The following is a 24,034-nucleotide window of genomic DNA, read 5'->3' on the forward strand; positions in this document are numbered from 1 at the left end:
ATGCACTTCCAAACCATTACCCGACACCGAATGCACATTTAACACTAATAGTCTCTATTTCTGCGTTCTGCGTAGGTTTACATTCTGCCTTTGCAACTCCCATAGACTAATTTTGCATCAAACAAAAAAGTAGGATTATGAGGAGTACTTTCAAGACCGTCTTCTATGTAAACGGAAGCAAGGAGAAGAACGGAATTGTCCCCATCATGGGACGGGTTACAATCAACGGGACTATCGCACAGTTCAGTTGCAAACAGCGCATCTCCAAAGATTTATGGGATGCCAAAGGCAATAGGGCGAAAGGCAAGAGCCGCGAGGCGGTGGCGGTGAACTATGCGCTTGACAACATCAAGGCGCAAATAACAAAGCACTACCAGCGGCTTTCCGACCGTGAGGCGTTTGTAACGGCAGAAATGGTACGCAATGCTTATCAAGGCATCGGCACGGAATATGAAACATTATTACGTGCCTTTGACAAGGAGAACGAGGCGTTTGCCAAACGGGTGGGCAAAGACCGCTCCAAGCGCACATACCAAAAGTACCTGACCGTCCGCAAATACGTGGCGGAGTTCATCAAGCGGCAGTACAAGCGGACGGATATGGCGATGAACGAACTGACGGAGGACTTCATCCGTGACTATTGCCTGTACCTGCGCAACGAGGTCGGGCTGGCGCAATCATCCGTGTGGATATACTCCATACCGTTGAAACACATCGTCACCACGGCGCACTACAACGGCAAGATACCGAGAAACCCGTTTGCGATGTACCACGTTGACCCCGACCACAAGGAGCGTGGCTTTCTCACGGAGGACGAGATGCGGGCATTGGGCGCAATCAAGCTGGACAATCCCAACTTTGCATTGGCAAGAGACCTGTTCCTGTTCGGGTGTTGGACGGGCATATCGTTCACGGACATCAAGAACCTGACCACTGACAACATCGTGGAGATGAACGGCACACCGTGGATTGTGTCGAAACGCCAAAAGACGGGCGTACCGTTCCAAATCAAGCTGATGGACATCCCAATGCAGATTATCAAACGCTACGAGCCGTTCAGAACAGACAAGCGGCTTTTCAATATCGGCTCGCTTGACATGGTGAACAAGCGTATCAAGGCCGTGGCGAAGAAATGCGGGATAGAAAAGCCGATTTCATTCCATTTAAGCCGTCATTCATTCGCTGTTTTGGCTCTCAATTACGGTATGCCGATAGAAAGCGTGAGCAAGATTTTAGGTCACACAAATATCACAACCACGCAAATTTACGCGAAGGTGACCAACACGAAACTTGAAAACGACATATCCGCCTTTGAGAGCAAGGTAAACGGACGTTTTGCCATATAGCACAGCCTATGAAACGGACAACAATCACAGTGGACGAGTACGGCAGGATTGCCGTACCGTCCGATATCGCCTATATATGGATGAGCGAAATGGAATTGGTAAGGCTGTTCGATGTAATCGCCCCTCCACTTCGTGCCGTAATTCGAGCCGTGTACAAAAGCGGAGTGTTGCAGCCTTGCGAAGTGGAAAGGCGCATCAGACTGCCCAATGGTTATTATGCGGATGTGTATGCCTTGCCTATGGTCGTGGCACTCGCTTTCCGTATCAACACACCCAATGCCGCAAGGGTGCGTAATGCCCTGTTGGAAAAGTTGTGCTTGCGAAAAGAAAGGCAAATGCTTTGGTTCTCATTAGGCTGCAAGCAATCGTGTAAGTGTTAGCGAGTGCGGTTGCGTGTCAATACGTTCGTGCATTCACACAATACCCTTAGCCCGAAGAAGTGAGATTTTTCGCTTCTTCGGGCTTTTTCTTTTCGCCATTTTAAGGTTGAGGTTGACCAACCTGCTGCATTTTCTTGTTGCTTCGGTTCGTTTGCTCCGTTCTGCATCGTTTTACTTATCAAGGTTTTAGTCGTCCTGCCATAGCTTTGCATCCATGTTCAACCCGCTTGCCGACAAGGTGTCGGCGGCACTAAAACTGTATTATAAACATGGATAAAAAAGAAGAATTCATCCGAGTAGGCACAACGCTCTACAAGATTGTGAACCAGCCCCGCATTAACGGCGGCTATGTGAGGAAGCGCATCGCATGGAACTCCGAGACCCTACGGCAGGACTACGGCAAGGACTACATGGCGGGCATCCCCAAATATGACGGCTTCTGCACCGTACCCGACCATGTGGGCTACAAGTCCGTAGTCGGCAAGTTCCTCAACCTCTACGAGCCGATAAGCCATGTTCCCGTGCAGGGCGACTTCCCCTGCATCCGCTCGCTGGCGGAACACATCTTCGGCGAACAGTACGAGTTGGGCATGGACTATTTGCAGTTGCTCTACCTTTACCCCGTACAGAAGCTGCCCATCCTGTTGCTCGTGTCCGAAGAGAGGAACACGGGCAAGAGTACGTTCCTGAATTTCCTGAAAGCTATCTTCCAAAACAACGTGACGTTCAACACCAACGAGGACTTCCGCAGCCAGTTCAATTCCGATTGGGCGGGCAAGCTGCTCATCATGGTGGATGAAGTGTTGCTCAACCGCCGTGAGGATAGCGAGCGGTTGAAGAACCTCAGCACCACGCTTTCCTACAAGGTAGAGGCGAAAGGCAAGGACCGTGACGAGATAGGCTTCTTCGCCAAGTTCGTGCTTTGCTCCAACAACGAGCACCTGCCCGTCATCATTGACGCAGGAGAGACACGCTATTGGGTACGGAAGATTGTGCCGCTCAAAAGTGACGATACCGACTTCCTGCAAAAACTGAAAACGGAGATACCCGCTTTTCTGCATTTCCTGCAACACAGACAGCTATCCACCGAGAAGGAGAGCCGCATGTGGTTCAACCCGAAGCTGCTGGAAACGGATGCCCTACGGAAGATAATCCGAAGCAACCGTAATAGGCTGGAGATTGAGATGGCGGAACTGCTGCTTGACATCATGGCAAGCGTGGATGTTGAGTCTGTTTCTTTTTGTCTTAATGACATTATCCCGTTGCTCGTCTGCTCGCAAGTCAAGGTGGAAAAGTCGCAGGTTCGGAAAGTGGTGCAGGAGTGTTGGAAGCTGGTTCCTGCATCCAATTCGCTTTCTTACACCACCTACCAATACGACTACAACCGTGAATGCCGTTACTCTCCCGTCAGACGGATTGGACGCTACTATACGGTAAGCAAATCGCAGTTGGAAATGCTTTGATATTTTGATGAAATGATGAAAGTATATATAAACATAAAGAATAACAGTAACTTACATACTCATCAAACGCTCAACAAAAGTATTTGGCTGATGAAAAGAGAAAGCGGATGCAGCCACATACATCACTTTTCTTTTGGCGAGCCGTTTGATGAGACGCTGATGAAATGCTATTCTATTAGCTGTCAACATATTAGACTATACAATCATCAATTCATCGGAATTTCAACCCTTATCAAGTCCGCTGTGGGAACGGCAGCACCATCCCTGCCTGTATGCCCATGTGCCGACAGGCAATCGTGACGGCACAACGGCACGGAATATCATAAAAGGCTGGCGAAAAGAAAAAGGCGACCAATGTCCGCCGACATCACCGCCGACACCGCCGCAGGCTTTTGGGAACGAAAAGCCATAGCTCATTAGGGCGTTTTCTTCACGCACCGCTGACGCTAATGCTAAAAACGCCCCAATGAGCCAGCGGGGTTGCACCCCTCTGGACACCCCCGTTTGCCCCGTGAGGCTATGACCGCAGGCAGACGGACACCGACAAACAAGTTTGTACAACCTCAAAAACAAGAAACGAATGGGATATATCAGCATCCAAATCAACAAGGCGAAAGGGTCGGCTGACACGGGCGCATCCGACCACATAGAACGCAAGACAACGCCCAAGAACGCAGACCCTACACGCACCCACCTCAACCGTGAGCTGGTGCAATTCCCCGATGGCGTGGCAGACCGTACCGAGGCAATAAGCCACCGCATCCGCATGGCGGGCATTAGGCGGAAGATAACGCCCGACCAAGTGAGGGCAATCCGCATCGTGCTTTCGGGTACGCACGAGGACATGGTGAGAGTACAAGACGAGGGAAGGCTTGCCGAATGGTGCGATGACAACCTGCAATGGCTGCACCGCACATTCGGCAGGGAAAATACCGTATCGGCGGTGCTACACATGGACGAGCATACGCCGCACATCCATGCTACGGTCGTACCGATAGTGACGGGTGAGCGCAGGAAAGCCAAGAAGAAGCAGGCGGACGCCAAACGCACTTACCGCAAGAAAGCCAACGCCGTGCGCCTGTGTGCCGATGACCTACTGACACGTGAGAAACTGGTTGCCTACCACGACAGCTATGCAGAGGCAATGGCGAAATATGGCTTGCAGCGTGGTGTCCGTGGTTCGGAAGCACGGCACACCACCACCGCCCAATACTACCGTAACCTGAAACGGCAGACGGGAGAGCTTGAAGCTAATGTGCGGCAGTTGCAGACCGAACAACAACAGGCGGAACGGCAGCTTGACGAAGTGAAAAAGGAAATCAAGTCGGAGAAGCTGGAAGCCGCCAAGACCGAGGCGAAAGCCGCACTCGTGGCAAAGGTAAGCTCCCTTTTGGGCAGCAATAAGTTGAAAGCGGAAAGGGAGGAATTGCAGCAACGCATATCCGCCCTTGAAAGTCAGAACGAAGAATTGGTACGGAATATTGAAACAATGGAACAGACACATAGGGAAGAACGCACCAAGTTCAATGAGTATATGGACAGGATACAGCGTTATTTCCCTCATGTGGAGAAGCTGCTTCCATTGATTGACTTTTGCCGAAACACCTTGCATTTCTCTGAAAGGGTAATCCAAGAATTGTGCAAGTTGAAGAAAGTTAGGTTGAAAGGTGATTTCTATTCTCCCGAATTCAACCGAAAGTTCCGTGATGAAAATGCGGTTTTCTCATTTAAAGAGGACAAGAGCAGGAAAGGACACTACCACATATGCGTAAATGATATACCACTTGTGCAATGGTTCAGGCAGAAAGCGAAGGAATGGAGAAACGGTTTAGGGATTGCAACGACAAGACAGGATAAAGGGCTGAAAATATAGGATGAACTCAAAAATCTATTCCGAAAGCAAATAAAAGTATTAGAAGATAGGGGATTATCACAAAAATCCCCTATCTTTGTAACCGGATTGAGGCAACTCTTTCCACGACATACGAGAAAAAGAAGAAGCGTTATGCTTATCTTGTACTTGAAAACGTAGGAAATTTTCAAATTGGATACAAGGATAGCATAGTGGTTCTCACGCTATAGCGTGGGCTGCTATTGTTACATCTGTATCCAAGGTTTCCTACGACCTTCAAGTAAGAGTGTGGCATACAGTTCCACGCTTCGTGTTAAAAGGTATATGATATGATTTTTAAATGGCTTAAAAAACTATTTGGATTATATGACAGTTCACCAACTGAACCCCTTGTAAATGGTGAGCCCAAGCCATCTGCACCTAAGTCGCTTTATGACGAACTTGATAAAAGGGAGAAACGTGTAAAGCAAAACAGGAACAAACTTAAACAATCACCAACTGATTGGTATTCTTTAAATATTCCTCCCCGAAAAGTTGAATTACAAACTCGCGTCTTTTCTCCGCGTAAATTTGAAAATATACCTTCTCTCCAAACTTTAAAAGATGAAAGATTAAGAAAAGAAGCACATGAATTAAAAGTACGAGAGGAAAGAACAAAATCATTATTAGATAAACTTGAAACCCTTATAGCTCAGCGAAAGTTCCAAGAGGCAAAGCAAATAATGGATGAAATTACGCATGAAATAGTGCGTATAAAAGATTCGATTATAAGAAAACGATACACGGATATACAAAAGTCTTTATCTGAATTAGAAAGAGAATTAGAACATGAAAGACTTGTTAAGCTAGCTGAAGAACAAAAACGCAAAGAGGAAGAAGAACGTAGGAAAAGAGAAAGAGAAGAAAAGGAAAGGGTTGAGAATGAAAAAAGAATAGCAGAAGAACGAATTCGGAAACAACAGGAAGCAAATAGACTTGCCGAAGAAGCCAGAAAGAAAGAACAAGCAGAATTAGCAGAAAAGGAACGATTAGAGGTTCTGTCTACTGAGCGAAAAGAAAATTGGTCTGATTTCAAACAAATATTGGACAACAATGGTATTCGATACCTATACCATTTTACGGATAGACGAAATATTCCATCCATTAAGCGGCATGGAGGTTTATTTTCTTGGCATTATTGCAAGAAAAACAATATAACTATTCCGTGTCAAGGTGGTGATTATGATTCCCAAGAGTTAGATAAAAAATATGGTTTAGAAGACTATGTTCGTTTGAGCTTTTGTAATGACCATCCTATGGCTTATCGTTTACAACAATCGGGGAGCGATATAGTCATTCTAAAAATTGAAGTAGATGTTGCCTTATTAAAAGGTACACTGTTTTCCGATATTAATGCAGCAGATAAACTTCATACTCACGGAGGAGAATTAGATGATTTGAAAAGGGTTAATTTTAACGCTACTAAAAGGAATTATGTCCGTAAAGACGATGATGATTTTAAGCCTCATCAGGCTGAAGTCATGGTAAAGACATTTGTCCCGAAGAAATATATTGTAAATCTTGATAATTTTTGAGTTATGATTTATATAGAAAGCAAAAAAAGGAAATTAGAAAAAATAAAGGAAGAATATCCTAATGCTGTAATACTGGATATTACCTCTAATTCAGAGACGCGATATGCAAAAATATTGAGTCCGTTTTATCCACATGGAAATATACCTATTCCTTTTACTGACGGATTAAAAGCAACCTGTGTCGAAGCGGTCTGGCAAGGACTAAAAGTCTTTGAGAATGCAGGCGTGGATTTTGCGACATTCAAAAATGATACAATGCGAGATTTAAAACGGACTGTACGAAAATATGGAATGCCCAAAGGACATAGTAAAGGAGCTTATAGTAAAGAGTTATTGGGATACTTTGAAGCAAGGATGCTTATTTATCTTCCAACATATAAATGGGTGTTAGATAATGTTCCCGAAGTTCATCATGTAATAGAAAGAATAAAAGCGCAAAGCAAAATTCAAGATATTGTATTATTAGATTATAATACAAATATAGACTTTCGAGATATTTCAAAGCCATTGTCACACGCAGGTTTGGTAAAATTATACATTGACGGAAAATATCCTAATGGCATAGAGGGTTACCAACCAATGACACAGGAAGAAATGGATGCGAAGAAGATTAGGGAGAAAGAATTCAAGAAAGAACTAAAACGTAAGGTAAAAGTACGTAAAAGCGTACAAAATAAAATCCCGTTTGAAGAGTAAGTTTAACAATTAGAATCTGTAAAAATGGAAATAATACAAGAATACATCGGTTTAATTATCGCAGTCATTGTTGTAGCAGCTGTTATCATATTTCAAATTCGTAGTTTTCTTAAAACAAAAGGAAAAATTAAAGAACTTGATAGCTTGTTTGAAGATGTTGACACTCTGTCGCTAAAAGAAACGTCTATTACACCGAGTGTACTAAGGAATAAAGAATCTCTACAGAAATTTTTGCAAAGCATTCCACCACGACATAATGATGAAAACGGTGATGAAAGCAAAGATTATACAGACTTATCACTTATTGTTTTTCAAGGTGGGAGTAAGTCTTCCAATAAGAAATTTAAAATGATTATCAATCGTACGAATGAGTACTTGTGCAAAAATACAGGGACAAGTGCTGATTTAGGAGTATTAGAAGATATATGTGACAGTCAAAAAGAAACATTAGAGGATGAAATACAAAATAGCCTTAATGTTCCTCTATATTTAGGACTTGCAGGCACTTTTATAGGAATTATTACAGGATTATTAGGTGTTGATTTTGACCAAATTTTTGGTAACACGAATAACTTGAATGGATTACAGCATTTATTATACGGCATAGTTGCAGCTATGTGTGCAAGTTTATTAGGCTTAGGTTTTACCGTATATAATAGTGCTGTAACATATAAGGCTGCTGCAAGCAAATGTGACGACGGTAAAGGAGATTATATGAATTTCCTAAGACGTGAATTGATGCCATTATTATCAAATAGTATGGCTTCAAGCCTAAATTCATTAAAGGGAGTATTAGGACACTTTGTAGATAAATTTGGAAGGAATTTAGATGCTTATGCCGATTCTGCTGAATTATTAAACGACAATTTGGAGAAACAGCATTTAGTCTTAGCGGAAATAAACAAATTGAGTTTAACTCGAACCGCTAATAAAATTGCAGAAACCTTTATGCAATTAAAAGATTCAGCCGATTCATTAGCTGTTTTCCGTACATACCAAGAACAACTCAATTCGACAATAGCCAATGCATCAGGAGTTATAAATCAAATACAAACTTTAATTGGTAAATTCGAAAATTTCTCTACGGGACTTTCCATTGTTATAAGTAATCAGAATAAAACTGCCGAGCTTCAGCGGGAGTTTCAAGAAGCAATAACGACCCATTTCCCGACAGGGGCAGAAGCAAGGGAGATTTGGAGAAAGGAATTTGATTTGCTTATGTCTGAAGGGAAACACGTTTCTGAAAGTTTGTCAACACAACTTACAGCATCAACAGAATACATTCAGAATTTTGTCACAAACAACAAAGAGTTCTTTGATACATTTGATAAACTGAAAGAAGTGCTTGATACAATGGTACAATATACGCAAGTTCAAGCGGAATGTTATAAGGATATGAAAGGTGAAATTTTAAACTTGAGAACAGACTATCATAACGCTCAACTTGAAAATATAGAGTTAAACAAGTCTATTCTTAAGGCTATAGAAACAATGACAGAATCTATTAAGAGCTTTAAAGAAGGAAAATAATTATGTCAAGAAACAGAAATAATACTTTCTGGTTAAGTTATTCTGACCTCATGACAAGCCTATTTTTCATTATGCTTGTCCTATTTATAGTGTGTGTTGTCAAAATGAAGGGCATTAATGCCCAATTAGACAAAGAGGTCAATGCAAAAGAGGAACAGCTCAGAAAAATCGAAGAACTAAATAACTCGATTAAAGAGATAGATAATAAGTATTTCGCATACGATGAGCAATTCAAGAGGCATACATTAAAAGACATTGAAGTCTCTTTTAATACATATAGTTCTAATATCCATGATATAGAGCGAGAACAACTTGAAAAGTTATTAAAAGCAGGTCAGGCAATCGTCCGTTTTATGAATAGTGCAAAAAGCAAAATTCCAGAAGCTCAATACATGCTTATCATAGAAGGACAATCGTCAAAAGATTATTATACAAGAAATTATGAGCTCAGCTATGAAAGAGCATTGGCTCTAATTAAATTCTGGTCAAGTAACGGTATTGAGTTCGATTCACTTGGCAATTGTGAGGTCTTAATTTCAGGAAGTGGACAATCAAGCAAATTTAGAGTTCAACCTGATGTTAGAGGGAATAAAGATAACCAACGATTTGTTATACACATAATCCCGAAACCTGGTATCATAGAATAATTGGAAAGTGGCAATAGGGCATCTTTGAAAATTACTTCAAAAGTTTCCTATTGCTACTTTTTTGTGTAACTTTGCAATCTATACGAGTTGTATGGTGGAAATATACCGCAAATTGCAGAATTTGAGATAGTTGCCAACTCATTACCTCGTTCTTTGAGAAAAGCTTATAAGTAGCTTATTTCTAATTTATTCCTACTCGTTTATCGGATTTTAATATAAAAAACGAACGGTACTTTCTGAAGAATTCAAGCACCGTTCAAGATTTTACACCAATACTCCTTTCGCCTTGTCAATGGCTCAATTTATTTTATTCAAAGCCGTATTTATACTATATCCTCTATTTTGACGGCTCTTTTGAGTTGTCCTTTGTCTTATGGAACGGTGTCACAGTATATCCTAATTTACGAATGGCTGTTTTCAGTTTGTCAGGCGTAGTCTTGTCCTTGCGGTATTCGATGGTGACGGTTTTTTGCGGGAGGTTAACGTCCAGTCCGGTTACCCCTTTCTCGAAAGAAATGTTATCCTCAATGCGTTTTTGACAGTTTTCACAAGTCATTGACACGAGGAATGTCACTTCTGCCTTCTTGTTTTCTTTCACGTCCTTTGCCGAAACGCCGGATGACAATCCCAGCAAAAACAGGGCTGTCAGCATGATTGTTTTTGTTCTCATTGTCTTCTATTTATTTTTAGTTCTGTTTGTTACATCTTGGGTATGTTGTAGCGGATGCCCGCATAAAGTTTGTAGCCCATTGTTGGTCCCCATACCATTGTAGCGTCAAAATCCGGGCTGTACGGGTCTCCTGCCGATACAATCGGGTTCTTCTGCTTATAGTTTGTCAGGTTCTCTCCACCCACATAGATGCTCCACCGGCGGAAACGGCGCGTAACTTGTGCGCTCAGTTGGGTGTACGACGGGAAGGTGCTGCCCCATAACGGACGTTCCGCATCGGGTGTCGGCATACGTCCCCCGCCATTGAACTGGACAGTCACATCGAACTGCCATTTCTTCAACGGCGTTTCGTATGATGCCGTAACCAAAGCTTTGTAACGGCTGGTGAGCGGTTTGCGCAAGGTCTTGCCGCCATACGTGCATTCCACGTCCATCCAGCGGTAGGCTCCCAGCAGGGTGAAACCACGGAACAGCGGATAGGTGGCGTCTATTTGGAATACGCTGGAAGTGGATTTGCCGTCCAAGTTGTAGAAATAGATGCTGTGCGCATTCCTGTCCATATCGATTACCACCTGATTTTGAAAATCCGTATAGAACCATTCCGCGTTTACGGTCAGTTCCTCGCCTTTCACCGGAATATGGAAAGACGCGCTGATGCCGTAGTTCCACGCTTCTTCCTGATGCAGGTCGTCAGCGATGTGCCACGTGCGGCTGCTTGCGAGCAGGTAACTGTTTTCGGGAAAGATGAAGGTGGTGCGGTAACCCTTTCCGGCGGAAGCCCGCAAGTCGAGCCAGGGGGCAGGCGCATACTTGAGGTGCATACGGGGAGTGACGAACCAATGGTGCAAGGTGCTGTAATCGGCGCGCAGTCCCAGCATCCACGTGAAATTCTCCACAGGTGTCCACGTGTATTCAGCGTATGCACCCGCCACGCTCTCGCTTACGTTGCGTTCCTGCGGACGGTAACGCTCGATGACATTGCCCCGTTGCGCATAGTTGTCCCAGTTGTAGTTCAATCCTGCCGCCAACTTATGCCTGTCGCCAAATTCGCTTTCATAAAGCAGGGAGGCATAGATGTTCGATTCATATACGTTATATATCTTGTCCGCATAGTTCGATTGCTGGTCGTGGTACGAGCCTGACGCGATAACCGCCACACTTTCATTCCGGTCTTGATTGATGATGAATCCGTTTTTTGAGAAAAGCTCCACACGGTTAGCATCGTTATGAATGGTATAGGGAGCAAAATCTTCGTCACCGTGTAAGGTGTGGGAGGTCTGTCCGCTTGTACGGCGGTCTGCGAGTACCTTAATGCCCGATTGCGACACGAACTTGGGTGTCTGGTAGTGCCAGCGGTTCATTACGCTGAACGCCTGCATTTCCGGCATATCCAGAAACGTGTCCTTGTTCTTGTCGTGCGTCCGCTTCTCATTGTAATAGTTCAGGAACAGGGCGGTAGAAAGGCGGTCGTTCAACTCTACGGCTCCCACGGCATTTCCTTCGTAACGCCCCGTACTGCTGGCGAAAAGATTGACCAGCAGCGGATCCGCCACTTTCGGTTTCTTATATTCCACGTCAATCTGCCCCGTCACGGACTCGTAGCCGTTCTTCACCGAAGCCGCTCCTTTGGAAACCTGTATGCTTTGCATCCACGGTCCCGGAATGTAGTCCAGCCCGTAGGTGGAAGCCACGCCCCGCAGGTTCGGGAAATTCTCCGTGAGCATTTGCACATATGTACCTGCCAGTCCAAGAAGCTGGATTTGTTTGGCTCCCGTCACGGCGTCGCTGTAGGCAACGTCCACCGAAGGGTTCGTCTCGAAACTCTCCGAGAGGTTGCAGCAGGCGGCACGTGTCAGAGCTTGTGAAGTCACACTTTCCGTATTCAGCACATTGCTGCGGTTCTTGATTGTTCCGATGCCTCCTGCCGTGACGACCACCTCTTCCAGTTCAGTACTCTGGCTCATCACCAGAATCTGTACGTCATCGGGACGCTCCATTGTGTAGGTAAGGGTGTTGAAGCCTACGTAGCCGGCTTTCAACTCCCTCACCTCCTCCGGTATGGAAAGCTCGAAATAGCCGTCCTCGTCCGTAACTGCCGTATGCTTGTCGGCATCATACACATATGCACCGGGCAAAGGCGTTCCCTCCTTGTCAAGCACATAACCTTTGACCGTCCTGTCCGAAGCCCAAAGGTTCGCGCAGCTTATGCAGGAAAGGAACATCCATACTAAAATCTTTTTCATAAATAAGTCTTCTTTTATTTTTCCGTGTGCAAAGTTAAACGGCAAGCCGGGTCGGGCTGTTACATTATTATGGATACGATTTATATCTCGTCGAGCGGTTTCAGTTTATGTCCTTTCATCGCCTTGAATTGTGTGGGAGACAGTCCCGTCTGCGCCTTGAACTGCGCGCTCAGATGAGCCACACTCGAATAATGCAGTTTATCCGCAATCTCGCTGACAGTCAGTTCGTCATAGACAAGCAGCTCTTTCACCAGCTCAATTCGTTGCGCAAGATAATACCGCTCGATGCTGATGCCTTTCATCTCAGTGAACAACTTGCTGAGCGCGCTGTATTCCTTGCGGCATTTGTCCTGCAGATAGTCTGACAAGTTCATCTTCTCCTGATATTCCGGATGGCGCACGAACTCAATAACGCCGATACGAATTTGCTCGATAACGCGCATCCGCTTGTCATCAATCACCTCAAAGCCGTTTTCTTCAAGCCTGCGGCGGATGCAGTCTTTCTTTCCTTCCGGAATAGGCTCAGACAGCACGACTGTACCCAGTTCAACGCTGGCAGGCATGATGCCGTTCTCCTTAAAGATATTGGAAACGGTCAGGATGCACCGCCTGCAAACCATATTTTTGATATAGATAGTGTTTCCTTCCATAATATCTGTTGTTTATTAAATAGGCATTCGGGTTACAAAACATATTAAAATTAGCGTGGCATAAATACCCAACGCTTTAACGCATGGTAAACCCCGTTCTCGTCCACCGGCTCCGTCACATAATCCGCAACGGCTTTCAGTGCTTCATTCGCGTTTCCCATCGCCACTCCAATGCCTGCCTGCTTGATAATTGACATATCATTGCCTCCATCGCCAAGTGCCATTGTTTCTTCCGCTTTGATGCCTTGATGCGCTGCGATAGCCAGAAGCCCATTTCCCTTGTTTACATTCTTTGCCGTGATGTCGGCAAAGTCGGGATACCAACGGCTGGACTCGCAGCCCTGCAACAGCGGCATCAACCGTTCTTCTTCATCTTTCGGAATCACCGGAGTGAGTTGTAGGATACGCTGCCGGAGGACAGGCTCTATCGGGACATCCGTCTGCAAATTGTGGACATCCAGCATCTGACGGAATATGCGGTCGGCACATGCATTGTTGCGGTACATGGCCAAGTCTTTCTCGCCGACCACCATACAGGCAAAGTCCTTTTCGTCTGCCCACCTGATAACGGTACGGACATCTTCATCGGGTATGGGCTGGCAAGAGATGACTTTGTTCCCCACAAAGCAATAAGCTCCGTTGGCGGTGATGTAGCCGTCCACCAGATGCTTGATTCCGTCTATGTTGTTTATTAGCGGGAAAGGACGCCCTGTAGAAATATATATTTTGATGCCTTGCATTTTTGCTTGTACAATGGCATCTATTGTTGATTGCGGAATCCGATGTGTCTTGAAGCTGACCAATGTTCCGTCAATATCAAAAAATATAGCTTTTATCATTATGCAATCTGTTTTTATTCTCATTAATAATAGTTATTTTATGTAGAAGAATAGATCAACAATCTCCATACTTGATGCTTTCAGTCCGTCAATCACAATAACTAATGAAAAGCCATTCTTCTATGCAAAATCCAATACAAGCTACTTTATTAAAGTCAATTGTTTTTCTACCAATTATGTATTACATACGTGTTATTATACGCACACAATTTAGCTTATAAAACAAACAAAAGCCAAATCCATTCCGATAATATGTATTTTAAAATATTAAGATATTTTTTTATCCGTAACCTTTGATCAATTCTTATTGTTTGCTTCACATTGGGAAAAACTATTAAACGGTTACTTATAAAACCTAATAGATTATATTATAGTTTACCTAACTCTTGCCAGTGGTGTCTGACTTTCCACGACTGCATCACCTAATTCCACTAATATCTCATATTCCAATGGAAGCAAAATATCCACTCTCGAACCGAATTTTATAAACCCGGCAGTCGTGTTCTGTTCCGCCTCGTATCCCAGTTTTATATAAGACACAATCCGTCGGGCAATAAATCCAGCAATTTGGCGGAAAAGTATCAAATGACCTTTTGCATTCTCACAACAGTTGTCGTATGTTCATTATCTTTAGATGCTTTTGGTAACCAAGCTACAAGATAACGCCCCGGATGATATTTAACGTATTCTATTGTTCCACCTACAGGATACCAGTTCATGTGAATATTGGTCAGCGACATGAAGACCGATATTTGCAGCATTTCACGATGCAGATATTCATCCTCCATCACCTTTTCAATCACCACGACACGGCCGTCGCAAGGCGCAAAGACCAACGACGGGTCACTGATACGGATACGTTTCGGTTCCCGAAAAAAAGTAATGATATAAAGCCAGAAAACGACCAGCAATACAGTACAGAGCTGGAATATAATCGTACTGCGATTGTTGACAAACAGGTAATAAAACAACAGCCAGCATGATAGGAAAATGATTCCTGAACCCCAAATTATCCGATACCCTTCCTTGTTTATTTTCATATTTTCCGATTAAAAGTCTCTATTTGTAATAGTATGTCCCATCAGGATTTGATTCTGACTGCTTCAGAAAGCGTTTCATATACCTCCTCACCGTGCACCATCTTCGTCACCTCTTCGGCAAGGCGCATCTGCATGGCTTTCGATGAACTGTCCTTGGTGTGAACCTCGACAAGAGCGGCAATATCTTCCTGTGTCAATGTGGTGAATATCTTGATATAACGGCAGGCATCCGTGTAGCTGACATTCAGCCAGAAATTGAAAAATTCGGCAGGAGAAGTATATCGGGCATCCAACCATATATTTCCGGATTCCGTTTTGCCGAACTTTCCTCCGTCGGCTTTGGTGATAAGAGGGCAGGTCAAGCCATAGGCTGCATTCCCGCTGATACGCCGGATAAGATCCGTTCCGGAAGTGATGTTTCCCCATTGGTCGGAGCCGCCCAACTGTAATTTGCAGTTCTTCGTCTTGTTCAGATAATAAAAGTCGTAGGCCTGCAACAACTGGTAGCTGAACTCCGTAAACGAAAGACCGTCACGAGCCTCTCCATTGAGACGCTTCTGAACCGAATCCTTCGCCATCATATAGTTAATGGTAACCCGATTGCCTATCTCCCGTAAAAACTCAAAAAAAGAAATGGGCGTCAGCCAATCGTAGTTGTTTACGAGTTCTGCCCGGTTGGGTATCTCGGAATCAAAATCAAGAAACCGCGACAACTGTTTCTTGATGCAGCTTACATTATGCTGCAAAGTTTCCATACTCAAAAGATTCCGTTCGTCGGATTTCCCCGACGGGTCACCAATCATTCCGGTCGCCCCGCCGACAAGCACCAACGGCTTGTGACCGCACTTTTGGAAATGACGTAAAATCATCACTCCACACAAATGTCCTATGTGGAGTGAATCGGCAGTAGGATCGACACCTAAATATGCTGTTACCTGTTCCTTTTCAAGAAGTTCCTCTGTGCCCGGCATCAGTTGGTGCAGCATGCCGCGCCATCTCAATTCATCAACGAAATTCATAGTGTCTCATAATTTGATGGTTTCTCCGTCTGCCGGAATAATCAGTTTCTCTCTCGATATGCCTGCCTTGTCTGCCTCATTGCGAAGAATGCTGCGTGTTGTCTGGCAATGGTCGATGGCATCCATGTGGACGGCAATGAACCGGCATTTAGCTGGCGACTCCTCAATCATGCGTACCACGTCCTTTTCATTCATAGTCAGAGTTCCGAACGTCGGCGAAAGTGCGGGTATGATTGCGCCTCCCGTGTTGATGATAACCCAATCAGGCTGGTATCGCTCTATATTCGCTTTGATTTCGTCCGTCCACAAACAATCGCCGACAATATAAACAGTCGGTTGGTTTTCGGCTTGCAGCACGAAACCTGAAACCTCTCCCATCATCTCCTTGATTGTACCTTTCCCATGCTCGCCTCCGGTACGATAAACCGTAAGTTCTCCAACTGTAATCTTATCATTGATGATTTCAGTGTTGGTCATACCGAACTCATTCAGAAAAAACACGCTATCGGCAGGCTGAACGTATAATTTCAGCGTATCACCCATCGCAGCGGCGGCAGGTTTGTCGAAATGGTCGAAGTGGGAGTGCGAAGCAAGCACGAAATCAACATCATTCATGATCTCCTCGACTGACATTGTAAGATGTACGGTCGGATTTTTGTTTGTACCAATTACTGATTTCAGTTTTCCTTTTTCGGAAAGCATCGGATCAATAAGAAAAGTCTTTCCTCCATACTCAATCTTCAATGTCGCATTTCGTATCAGTTGAATTTTATTTGTTGATTCTATTATTTCTTTTGTGCTATTTGTGCATGACATAAGTGTTGCTATCGCCATTATAAATATTAAAATCTTTCTCATACTTATCTTAATTCTATATTAAATCTATCTGAAATCTGACTACGGATGTTCTCCTGAATTTGATTTATTTCATCGTTCAGCAAGGTTCTGTCATTAGAGCGATAAATTATTCGATATGCCAAAGATACCTTGTATTGTTTTTGAAAGCGGTCGATTACGCTGACACTTTCTATCAAATCACCGCCTAGTTCGCGAACAATCTCGCAAAAATCATTGTGCTCAATCCATAAACCTTCTTGATTTTCGACAAAACCATTCACCCAAAAAGAAATATCTCTTTGCACGAACGGATACTTCGAGTAAACTTTCTGACCACTTCGTCAAGATTGTCAAAAATTTCATACCCTTTAAAGTATTGTTGTATATGTTTTTTAAACATACAAATCGGATGATTGGGATTATTATGAAGTTTCCACTTCCTTTTTTCTTCGATGGATTTTGTAATGTTATTCTTTCCCATAATATAAACTACTATAAATTATTGTTCTATTTCGTTTGCAAAGGTCAGGATATTTTTCTTTGTAAACTCTATCAAATATACCAAACGAACTATCAATTTGATAAATCCATTTGCGATTCACGCTAGAAAGCACTATATTTGCAAGCAAACAAGTAGTCTATGACACGAATAGCAAACCTCACAGAAATACGTTTCAACAAGGCAGAATGTGGCGTGAACTTTCTCATTAATACAGGAACTGGGATGGAACATCTACAGTATTATACCTCAGATAAAGAATATATAACCGATTTCTTCGAGTTTATCTTTTTCGAGGAAGAAGGCGGACACGTGTGGATAGAACATAAGTGTTACGATGTGATGCCTAACAGTATCGTTTTTCTTTCGCCTTACCAACGACATAGATGGCAACTGGAAACAGATGTTAATTTTTTTCGATTTCTAATTTTCCAAGAAGATTTCCTACACAACTTTCTTGCGGACAAATACTTTACTTATAGGTTACTTTATTGTTACCCAAATGACACTCCTCCTTTTCTTATTGTTTCCCAAGAGGATATGCAACGATATATTATGTTTCTCAAAGAAATCAAACAGGAATTACGACGTACCATTAGTGACAGTGAGCAAATACTGCGCTCGTTACTTTTTTACTTGTTATTACAAATTAATCGCTCGTATGCTACTACCTACGGCTTGCCTACATGCAAAGTACGAAACAACTATGCTTATCAGTTCAGGCAATTGTTAGAGAAACATATCCACACGAAACACAGAGTAAATGACTATGCGGAATTAATCGGTATCACACGTATTACGCTGAACAAAGCTGTAAAGGAACAATTCGGAACAACCGCTACGGAAATGCTTCGGAAACGCCTACTATTAGAAGTGAAAAATGAACTGCTCGATACTACAGGTACAGCATCCGAAATAGCCTATCGCTTGAACTTTCCCGAACCGAATCATCTGATGCGTTTCTTCAAACAAATGACAGGACAGACTATTAGTGAATTTCTAGCTGAAGTAAATAAAAAAAATAATAATTATAGTTCGTCGTTATAAATGCCAAAAACAATCTCGAATGTTCACATTCGTTGGATAGGCATCATCATTAAATAACGAAACCTATAATCAGTTCGAATAATCATTTTCATGGGCATACTTACCGCTTGATATGTAGTAAAATTATGTTTAATCCTATTTCCTTTCTATTTCTCTTATCGAAATGATAGAATACTACAATAAATTGGTAGAGTCTACTTCTTGTAATGCACGTACCTTTGCAACAAAATAAATTAAAAGAAATATTTGCAATGGTTTCAAAAGAAAAGATTGAATTACTAAAACAGAAAATAGATGAGGCAGATGCCATCGTGGTGGGCGGAGCATCGGGAATGTCCGCCGCTTCGGGGTTCGTGTTCTATTATCAGGATGACGAGGTTTACAGGAAGTTGGCGGGAGGATTGGCAAAGAAATATGACATCCATAATTATTTCGACTTGTTTTATGACCGCCGTCTTAGTCGCGGAGAGCTTTGGGCTGCCATGTTGCGTGCCACCCGTTATGTCTATGAGTGCTACACCGGCGAAACGTACACGGACCTGGCAAGACTTCTTCAAGGGAAGAATTATTATATTGCCACGACCAATCAGGATGCACAGTTTTTCCGAACGTTTCCGGACGAAAGGATTACCCGGATACAAGGAGACAACCGTTACTGGCAATGCAGCCGTCCGTGCCACGACGAGATATATTATAATAAGGAAAAGGTATTTGAGTTAAGCGACAAGATTGTGGGCGACGCCCTGCCCGACGAGTTGATACCTCGTTGCCCGCATTGCGGCAAGGAGTTAGCTCCGTGGGTGCGTGGCTACACTTTCCTTGAAGGCGAATATTACCAGCGCGAGATGAAGCGGTATCTCGATTTCCTGCGTGCCAACGCCCGCCGCAAGGTGCTGTTCCTCGAACTCGGTGTAGGCATGATGACCCCGATGTTCATCAAGGAACCATTCATGAACATGACTTACCAGTTCCCGCACGCCTTCTATGCCACTATCAATCCGCAGCACGCCATCATCCCGAAAGAGATTGTAAAGAAGAGCCTTGCCATTGGCGACGACATCGCTATCACGCTGAAACAACTGCTCGGCGAATCCATAGCCGGAATGAAAGGATTCAATCCCAAAGAAGCGTTTACCCCGTCAAGAGTATATTAATAAGGAAACAGAGAAATACAAGCATGATGAAAATAGAAAGATTCCAAGAAGAGGATATGAATGTCGTCAAGCCTTTGGCGAAACAAGCGTGGCATACGTTTTATGACGGATTTTCGGAAGATTATCTTCTGTGTATAGCAGAGTGCATCGTCCGGCATAATTTCACCGATGCCGATTTGTCGCTTAAGATATCTGATGAAGAGGGAGTGAAAGGGCTGATATTCGGTACGCGGAAAGGGAAAATTGTAGATTTGTCCGATTGGGTGAAGAAACAAAGTGAAAACCTGTCGCCTATCGAAAAGGACCTGCTGGAAACGCTCTGTGAATACATGGACGAAGCCGACCGGAACACGCTTGCCCGAATGTCGGACGAAGATGTGAAACTGTCCCTGTTTGTCAGTACAAGAAAAGGATGCGGCAGGGAGTTGCTGAATGCCATCACGGAAGAGTTCCGCAAACACAGGTTTCGGAAAATGTTCCTTTGGACGGATACCTCCTGCGACCATGACTATTACCCAACCCATGGGTTCACATTGGCGACAACATACCGTGACCGACATTATTCGACGGAGGAAAAAGACTATATGACTTACATTTATTGGAAACCGATTTTATAAAATTCTACAAGATGAATAAGATAGAACAAGCCGCCCAAGCCATCAAGGATGCCGATGCCTTGCTCATCGGGGCAAGCAACGGATTGTCCATCGCCGAAGGCTATCATATTTTCGCCGACAACGAGATGTTCTGCCGCCAGTTCGGTGACTTCCAGCAGAAATACGGCATACGCAGTGTCATCGAAGGATGTTTTTATCACTACCCGAACGAGAAGGACCGTCAGGAGTTCCTGAACCGTCTGGTGCAGTATTGGGTAACAGACTACCGTCCCTCGCAAGTGATGAAAGACCTGCTTGCCATAGTCGGTGATAAGGACTACTTCATTCTCACCTCCAATGCCGACACGCATTTGGAATTGTCCGGTTTTGCGCCCGATAAGGTGTTCGAGGTAGAAGGCACTTTCGAGGACTTGCTGCATAACCGCCCGATGCAAGACAAAAGTCAAGAAGCCAATGCTTTCCTCAGCCGTTATCACGGCAAACGGCTTGTTATCATTGAACTGGGCATAGGCAGCCGCAACCGTTTGATAAAGCTTCCGTTGATGCAACTGGCTGCACGTGAACCGCAAGCCACATATATTACGCTGAACCTCGCGCAGGAATTGTATATTCCCGATGAAATAGCAAATAAATCTATCGGGTTGGCAGGAGATATTGCCGATACACTTCGGAATTTAAAGGAGGAATTGGCATGACAACACCTCGTTATATCATTGACAATCTGCCCGCACAGGTCAAAATTCCGTATCTTCATTGGACGGAATACATGGAGAGCAACTTGTCCTTCAATTTGGCAAATTCGGAAATTCATACGAAAGGCCACTCCGAAAGAGTGCTGCTTTATGCTTTACTGATAGGCGAAAGGATGGCGGAAAACACGAAAACAGACCTTTGCGTATTGGCACATACCGCCATATTCCATGACACCCGTCGTTTGGACGATGGACTGGATACAGGGCATGGGGCACGGGCGGCATCCTATTACATGAAGTATTGTGAGATAAACACTGATATTGCATTCTTGAAACCAGCTTCATTGGTTATGAAATATCACGACAGGGATGACGAAACAGGCATCAAAGCCATCGCTCAATCAATTCCGAATGAAGCGGAACGAACCATCCGTTTGTACCGGATATTTAAGGATGCCGATGCGCTCGACCGCTTCCGCCTTGGTGCGAATGGCCTGGACACACGCTTTCTCCGCCATCAGGAGGCTGTGCAGTTAGTGGATTTCGCAAGAGATTTGGTAAGACAAACCGTTTAGATTCAACAAAAGGAAGATGAAACGCTTGCTATTAATTATAGACCCTCAAATTGACTTCATAAACGGCACGCTGCCGGTTCCGGAGGCAATTTCAAAAATGGAAGGATTGGCCGCATATATCAAACGGACAGACGGGGAATATGCGGCAAAAGCAATTACGATGGATTGGCATCCATACAATCATTGCTCATTCAGAGAGAATGGCGGGGAGTGGCCGATGCATTGCGTACAGAATACAACAGGTGCGGCAATCTGTTCGGTATTGGTGGAACCGCTCTATACAACACACGGTGAAGTGATAATTCTGCGGAAAGGTGTTTGCAAGGATTCGGAAGAATACTGAGACCTTGTCCATGCATTTGGATAACCTGATAGATGGCTTGCATATCGACCGGATAGACTTGTGCGGAATAGCCGGGGATGTATGCGTGCTTGATACACTAAAAGACGGTATCAAGAGGTATGGGACATCCATATTCCATGTCTTGCAGGAATTCTGTCCATCTTTGGACGGTGGAGAGGTCTTGGGCATAAGTATTAAAAAACTATTGCCATGAAACAAATCATCAGACATTTTACGGATGACGATTTGTATAAGTTCACCATGTGCTGTGCCGTCATCGACAACTACCCAAGAGCACAGGTTAAATACACGTTTACCGACAGAGACAATACTGAATACCCAATTGGCTTTGCCCAAGCTTTGGAAGAACAGATAATGATGTTGGAATCTGTAACCATCACTGACGAGGAAATAGATTTCATGAAACGCAAATGTAAATATATCCCAGAATGGTTTTACACCTATCTTAAAGGATACCGTTTTGACCATGAATGGGTTAAGATACGTCAAGACGAAAACGGACACTTGTGTGTGGACATTGAAGGCTGTTGGTCAAATACCATCTTACTGGAAGTAAAAGTCCTTGCCATTATTTCAGAACTTTATTACATTATGACCAAAAAGGACAGCCGCTTTGACTATCAAGCCTATTATGACAAATCTTACGAGAAAGGGAAGCAATTGTTGAAAGCTGGGTGTGTATTTAGCGACTTCGGTACACGACGTAGAGCTTCTTTTGAAGCGCAGAATGTTGTTATACATGCTATAAAAACGTGCAGTAATGACAATAATTGGAAGGGACAATTTGTTGGAACTAGTAATGTTTATTTGGCAATGAAGCATGATTTGTTACCAGTCGGTACAATGGCTCATGAATTTGTATGCGCTATCGGTGGAATGTATGGTCCGCAAATGGCAAATCATATTGCCATGAATTCTTGGCGGAATACTTTTCGTGGAGCGTTGGGCACTTATCTGTATGATAGTTTCGGTTGGGATATTTTCAGTATGAACTTCTCTGAGGATTTTGCCAACCTGTTCAAAGGATTGCGGATAGACAGCGGTGACAATTATGAGCAACTGATGAAAATCGTTGAGAAATACCGTTCGCTGGGCATTGATCCCAAAACAAAACAAGTCGTATTCAGCAATGCACTTGATGTTTCAAACGCAATCCAAATCCAGCAATATGCCAAAAATTATTGCTTGCCTTCATTCGGAATAGGCACTCATTTTACCAATGACTTTGCCGGAGTTAAGCCTCTTAATATCGTCATAAAACTGGTTGCCGCAAAGATTACGGAATCATGGGCTTTCTACAATGAAACCTGTAAAATAAGTGAAGATAAGGGTAAGCATACGGGAAACCCCGAAGTAGTAAAACGCTTCATGGAAGCCTTACATATAAAATGATTATGGGACCTTATCGCAAACATCTTTCAGGAGATATGGCTTTCAGGTCATTTATCCCGACACCGCTTTCAGAAATACGCATAGTCCATACAGATAGGCTGGATAAGTTGATAATGGAATTAGAGGATGCCATGCGCAGGTTGAGCACCTATGCAGCACAATTATCCGATGAACAAGTCCTGCAATTCATGAGGCAGGAAGCTGAATCTTCCTGCAAATTAGCGTCGGGTGAACAACCTGTTTCATTTGCATTGGGTATGGATGATGAATCAATGGAGGATGCGGCAAATCTTCTTAAAGCCACCCTTTATGCCCTTGAAGCGATGGATGAACTGCCGTTAAGTGCCCGACTATTGAAAAATGCCCATTATCTGATATGTAAAAGTGAAAGATATGCCAAGAAATATCCGGGCGAGTTCCGCAATTCTCCTATCTGGATAGGCAGAAAAGGAAGCGGACTGAATGATGCGCTGTTCGTCCCCCCTGTCTATGAAGATATGACCAATGCTTTTTCCGACCTTGAACGCTATATCCATTATGAAGAATCGGAGAATGTGTTTGTTCGCGCAGCCTTGATACACTACCAATTCGAGATGATTCATCCGTTTATTGACGGAAACGGCAGAGTTGGACGGTTGTTGAACACGCTCTTTTTAATTAGGCAGGATGCAGTTGGAAAGCCCATCTTGCAGTTGTCAGATGTGCTAAATCAACATAGTTTTCAATATTACATGGAGCTGCAACGCTTGAATGAAACGGGGAACTATGAACAATGGATAGATTTCTTTCTTCGTATTTTGAAAAATGCAATTCTTAGAATTGTCAGATAGGATGATTTATTTTACAAATTATCTGACAACATTCAAATGTGTTGGCACATAACGCCTAACATCTTGTAAGAAAGAGAC

At 43.6% G+C, this 24,034-nt stretch carries 25 protein-coding genes and 2 pseudogenes; 17 read left to right on the plus strand and 10 right to left on the minus strand.

The features are described from left to right. Positions 1 to 134: 134 nt before the first annotated feature. The 3 genes from B5G04_RS09435 (at position 135) to B5G04_RS09445 (ending at position 3,189) form a co-directional block, all read left to right on the plus strand. Positions 135 to 1,346 (plus strand): site-specific integrase, encoded by a 1,212-nt coding sequence (locus B5G04_RS09435; protein ID WP_204247010.1) that lies wholly within the window; start codon positions 135 to 137, stop codon positions 1,344 to 1,346. Positions 1,347 to 1,354: 8 nt separating this feature from the next. Continuing rightward, positions 1,355 to 1,726, plus strand: coding sequence for a hypothetical protein (locus B5G04_RS09440; protein ID WP_087396931.1), 372 nt, complete (start codon positions 1,355 to 1,357; stop codon positions 1,724 to 1,726). 269 nt (positions 1,727 to 1,995) lie between these two features. Then, positions 1,996 to 3,189: a primase-helicase family protein gene (locus B5G04_RS09445; protein WP_087396933.1), complete on the plus strand. Its 1,194-nt coding sequence runs from the start codon at positions 1,996 to 1,998 to the stop codon at positions 3,187 to 3,189. A 222-nt stretch (positions 3,190 to 3,411) separates the two neighbouring features. On the opposite strand, the gene B5G04_RS19800 is transcribed toward B5G04_RS09445, so the two are convergent. Further along, complete coding sequence (locus B5G04_RS19800; protein WP_158100079.1) at positions 3,412 to 3,606, minus strand: hypothetical protein; 195 nt, start codon at positions 3,604 to 3,606, stop codon at positions 3,412 to 3,414. 163 nt (positions 3,607 to 3,769) lie between these two features. On the opposite strand from B5G04_RS19800, the gene mobV reads away from it, so the two are divergent. The 5 genes from mobV to B5G04_RS09480 all read left to right on the plus strand — a co-directional run bounded on the left by mobV (position 3,770) and on the right by B5G04_RS09480 (position 9,488). After that, positions 3,770 to 5,062 (plus strand): MobV family relaxase, encoded by a 1,293-nt coding sequence (gene mobV, locus B5G04_RS09455; protein ID WP_087396936.1) that lies wholly within the window; start codon positions 3,770 to 3,772, stop codon positions 5,060 to 5,062. Positions 5,063 to 5,370: 308 nt separating this feature from the next. After that, positions 5,371 to 6,615, plus strand: a complete 1,245-nt coding sequence (locus B5G04_RS09465; protein ID WP_087396938.1) for a DarT ssDNA thymidine ADP-ribosyltransferase family protein — start codon at positions 5,371 to 5,373, stop codon at positions 6,613 to 6,615. A gap of 3 nt (positions 6,616 to 6,618) precedes the next feature. Further along, the gene (locus B5G04_RS09470; RefSeq protein ID WP_087396940.1) at positions 6,619 to 7,311 is read left to right on the plus strand and encodes a hypothetical protein; all 693 of its coding nucleotides are present in this window, start codon (positions 6,619 to 6,621) and stop codon (positions 7,309 to 7,311) included. 24 nt (positions 7,312 to 7,335) lie between these two features. Continuing rightward, positions 7,336 to 8,841 carry a hypothetical protein gene (locus tag B5G04_RS09475; RefSeq protein WP_239414069.1) on the plus strand — a complete coding sequence of 502 codons (1,506 nt, stop codon included), beginning with the start codon at positions 7,336 to 7,338 and terminating at the stop codon, positions 8,839 to 8,841. Positions 8,842 to 8,843: 2 nt separating this feature from the next. Then, positions 8,844 to 9,488: a hypothetical protein gene (locus tag B5G04_RS09480; RefSeq protein ID WP_143270453.1), complete on the plus strand. Its 645-nt coding sequence runs from the start codon at positions 8,844 to 8,846 to the stop codon at positions 9,486 to 9,488. Between the two features lie 337 nt (positions 9,489 to 9,825). Here B5G04_RS09480 and B5G04_RS09485 read toward each other — a convergent pair whose 3' ends face one another. The 9 genes and pseudogenes from B5G04_RS09485 to B5G04_RS09520 form a co-directional block, all read right to left on the minus strand. Further along, entirely contained in the window at positions 9,826 to 10,158 is a 333-nt protein-coding gene (locus tag B5G04_RS09485) for a heavy metal-associated domain-containing protein (RefSeq protein WP_087247953.1), read from the minus strand. 29 nt (positions 10,159 to 10,187) lie between these two features. Then, the gene (locus B5G04_RS09490) at positions 10,188 to 12,401 is read right to left on the minus strand and encodes a TonB-dependent receptor (RefSeq protein ID WP_087247951.1); all 2,214 of its coding nucleotides are present in this window, start codon (positions 12,399 to 12,401) and stop codon (positions 10,188 to 10,190) included. Between the two features lie 80 nt (positions 12,402 to 12,481). After that, entirely contained in the window at positions 12,482 to 13,051 is a 570-nt protein-coding gene (locus tag B5G04_RS09495; protein ID WP_239414070.1) for an AraC family transcriptional regulator, read from the minus strand. A gap of 50 nt (positions 13,052 to 13,101) precedes the next feature. Beyond that, positions 13,102 to 13,890 carry a Cof-type HAD-IIB family hydrolase gene (locus tag B5G04_RS09500; RefSeq protein ID WP_204247008.1) on the minus strand — a complete coding sequence of 263 codons (789 nt, stop codon included), beginning with the start codon at positions 13,888 to 13,890 and terminating at the stop codon, positions 13,102 to 13,104. Positions 13,891 to 14,265: 375 nt separating this feature from the next. Further along, positions 14,266 to 14,475, minus strand: a complete 210-nt coding sequence (locus B5G04_RS20725; protein WP_343211167.1) for a phosphatidylserine decarboxylase — start codon at positions 14,473 to 14,475, stop codon at positions 14,266 to 14,268. Then, positions 14,472 to 14,930, minus strand: a complete 459-nt coding sequence (locus tag B5G04_RS09505; protein WP_343211168.1) for a phosphatidylserine decarboxylase — start codon at positions 14,928 to 14,930, stop codon at positions 14,472 to 14,474. Before B5G04_RS09505 ends, B5G04_RS20725 begins: the two co-directional genes overlap by 4 nt. Positions 14,931 to 14,974: 44 nt before the next feature. Next, positions 14,975 to 15,949 (minus strand): annotated as a pseudogene (tyrS, locus tag B5G04_RS09510) (tyrosine--tRNA ligase); the annotation flags it as partial. 6 nt (positions 15,950 to 15,955) lie between these two features. Continuing rightward, on the minus strand, positions 15,956 to 16,807 hold the full coding sequence (locus tag B5G04_RS09515) for an MBL fold metallo-hydrolase (RefSeq protein WP_343211169.1): 852 nt from the start codon (positions 16,805 to 16,807) through the stop codon (positions 15,956 to 15,958). Between the two features lie 2 nt (positions 16,808 to 16,809). Continuing rightward, positions 16,810 to 17,094 (minus strand): annotated as a pseudogene (locus B5G04_RS09520) (hypothetical protein); the annotation flags it as partial. A 332-nt stretch (positions 17,095 to 17,426) separates the two neighbouring features. Here B5G04_RS09520 and B5G04_RS09530 point away from each other — a divergent pair. The 9 genes from B5G04_RS09530 (at position 17,427) to B5G04_RS09565 (ending at position 23,956) form a co-directional block, all read left to right on the plus strand. Then, positions 17,427 to 18,332 carry an AraC family transcriptional regulator gene (locus B5G04_RS09530; RefSeq protein WP_087247943.1) on the plus strand — a complete coding sequence of 302 codons (906 nt, stop codon included), beginning with the start codon at positions 17,427 to 17,429 and terminating at the stop codon, positions 18,330 to 18,332. 251 nt (positions 18,333 to 18,583) lie between these two features. Next, a complete protein-coding gene (locus tag B5G04_RS09535; RefSeq protein ID WP_087247941.1) occupies positions 18,584 to 19,486 on the plus strand; it encodes an NAD-dependent protein deacetylase in 903 nt (300 codons plus the stop codon). Positions 19,487 to 19,509: 23 nt separating this feature from the next. After that, on the plus strand, positions 19,510 to 20,103 hold the full coding sequence (locus B5G04_RS09540; protein WP_239414071.1) for a hypothetical protein: 594 nt from the start codon (positions 19,510 to 19,512) through the stop codon (positions 20,101 to 20,103). Between the two features lie 11 nt (positions 20,104 to 20,114). Continuing rightward, on the plus strand, positions 20,115 to 20,798 hold the full coding sequence (locus B5G04_RS09545) for a hypothetical protein (RefSeq protein ID WP_087248049.1): 684 nt from the start codon (positions 20,115 to 20,117) through the stop codon (positions 20,796 to 20,798). After that, entirely contained in the window at positions 20,795 to 21,370 is a 576-nt protein-coding gene (locus tag B5G04_RS09550; protein WP_087247940.1) for a hypothetical protein, read from the plus strand. Before B5G04_RS09545 ends, B5G04_RS09550 begins: the two co-directional genes overlap by 4 nt. A 16-nt stretch (positions 21,371 to 21,386) precedes the next feature. After that, positions 21,387 to 21,713 carry a hypothetical protein gene (locus B5G04_RS20490; RefSeq protein ID WP_239414072.1) on the plus strand — a complete coding sequence of 109 codons (327 nt, stop codon included), beginning with the start codon at positions 21,387 to 21,389 and terminating at the stop codon, positions 21,711 to 21,713. A 10-nt stretch (positions 21,714 to 21,723) separates the two neighbouring features. After that, the gene (locus B5G04_RS20495; RefSeq protein ID WP_239414073.1) at positions 21,724 to 21,927 is read left to right on the plus strand and encodes a hypothetical protein; all 204 of its coding nucleotides are present in this window, start codon (positions 21,724 to 21,726) and stop codon (positions 21,925 to 21,927) included. Continuing rightward, positions 21,924 to 23,126 carry a nicotinate phosphoribosyltransferase gene (gene pncB / locus B5G04_RS09560; RefSeq protein ID WP_087247939.1) on the plus strand — a complete coding sequence of 401 codons (1,203 nt, stop codon included), beginning with the start codon at positions 21,924 to 21,926 and terminating at the stop codon, positions 23,124 to 23,126. Before B5G04_RS20495 ends, pncB begins: the two co-directional genes overlap by 4 nt. 2 nt (positions 23,127 to 23,128) lie before the next feature. Continuing rightward, complete coding sequence (locus tag B5G04_RS09565) at positions 23,129 to 23,956, plus strand: Fic family protein (protein WP_239414074.1); 828 nt, start codon at positions 23,129 to 23,131, stop codon at positions 23,954 to 23,956. Positions 23,957 to 24,034 lie beyond the last annotated feature (78 nt).

It is taken from the genome of Bacteroides sp. An51A, assembly GCF_002161565.1.
GTDB lineage: Bacteria > Bacteroidota > Bacteroidia > Bacteroidales > Bacteroidaceae > Phocaeicola > Phocaeicola intestinalis.

Coding starts and splice junctions, on each gene's coding strand:
- mobV (WP_087396936.1), top strand. CDS start 3,770: ATGGGATATATCAGCATCCAAATCAACAAGGCGAAAGGGTCGGCTGAC.
- B5G04_RS20490 (WP_239414072.1), top strand. CDS start 21,387: ATGAAACGCTTGCTATTAATTATAGACCCTCAAATTGACTTCATAAAC.
- B5G04_RS09515 (WP_343211169.1), bottom strand. CDS start 16,807: ATGAGAAAGATTTTAATATTTATAATGGCGATAGCAACACTTATGTCA.
- pncB (WP_087247939.1), top strand. CDS start 21,924: ATGAAACAAATCATCAGACATTTTACGGATGACGATTTGTATAAGTTC.
- B5G04_RS09470 (WP_087396940.1), top strand. CDS start 6,619: ATGATTTATATAGAAAGCAAAAAAAGGAAATTAGAAAAAATAAAGGAA.
- B5G04_RS20495 (WP_239414073.1), top strand. CDS start 21,724: ATGCATTTGGATAACCTGATAGATGGCTTGCATATCGACCGGATAGAC.
- B5G04_RS09475 (WP_239414069.1), top strand. CDS start 7,336: ATGGAAATAATACAAGAATACATCGGTTTAATTATCGCAGTCATTGTT.
- B5G04_RS09530 (WP_087247943.1), top strand. CDS start 17,427: ATGACACGAATAGCAAACCTCACAGAAATACGTTTCAACAAGGCAGAA.
- B5G04_RS09550 (WP_087247940.1), top strand. CDS start 20,795: ATGACAACACCTCGTTATATCATTGACAATCTGCCCGCACAGGTCAAA.
- B5G04_RS09505 (WP_343211168.1), bottom strand. CDS start 14,930: ATGAAAATAAACAAGGAAGGGTATCGGATAATTTGGGGTTCAGGAATC.
- B5G04_RS09490 (WP_087247951.1), bottom strand. CDS start 12,401: ATGAAAAAGATTTTAGTATGGATGTTCCTTTCCTGCATAAGCTGCGCG.
- B5G04_RS09565 (WP_239414074.1), top strand. CDS start 23,129: ATGGGACCTTATCGCAAACATCTTTCAGGAGATATGGCTTTCAGGTCA.
- B5G04_RS09440 (WP_087396931.1), top strand. CDS start 1,355: ATGAAACGGACAACAATCACAGTGGACGAGTACGGCAGGATTGCCGTA.
- B5G04_RS09540 (WP_239414071.1), top strand. CDS start 19,510: ATGATGAAAATAGAAAGATTCCAAGAAGAGGATATGAATGTCGTCAAG.
- B5G04_RS09485 (WP_087247953.1), bottom strand. CDS start 10,158: ATGAGAACAAAAACAATCATGCTGACAGCCCTGTTTTTGCTGGGATTG.
- B5G04_RS09500 (WP_204247008.1), bottom strand. CDS start 13,890: ATGATAAAAGCTATATTTTTTGATATTGACGGAACATTGGTCAGCTTC.
- B5G04_RS09495 (WP_239414070.1), bottom strand. CDS start 13,051: ATGGAAGGAAACACTATCTATATCAAAAATATGGTTTGCAGGCGGTGC.
- B5G04_RS09545 (WP_087248049.1), top strand. CDS start 20,115: ATGAATAAGATAGAACAAGCCGCCCAAGCCATCAAGGATGCCGATGCC.
- B5G04_RS19800 (WP_158100079.1), bottom strand. CDS start 3,606: ATGAGCTATGGCTTTTCGTTCCCAAAAGCCTGCGGCGGTGTCGGCGGT.
- B5G04_RS09445 (WP_087396933.1), top strand. CDS start 1,996: ATGGATAAAAAAGAAGAATTCATCCGAGTAGGCACAACGCTCTACAAG.
- B5G04_RS09535 (WP_087247941.1), top strand. CDS start 18,584: ATGGTTTCAAAAGAAAAGATTGAATTACTAAAACAGAAAATAGATGAG.
- B5G04_RS09465 (WP_087396938.1), top strand. CDS start 5,371: ATGATTTTTAAATGGCTTAAAAAACTATTTGGATTATATGACAGTTCA.
- B5G04_RS09480 (WP_143270453.1), top strand. CDS start 8,844: ATGTCAAGAAACAGAAATAATACTTTCTGGTTAAGTTATTCTGACCTC.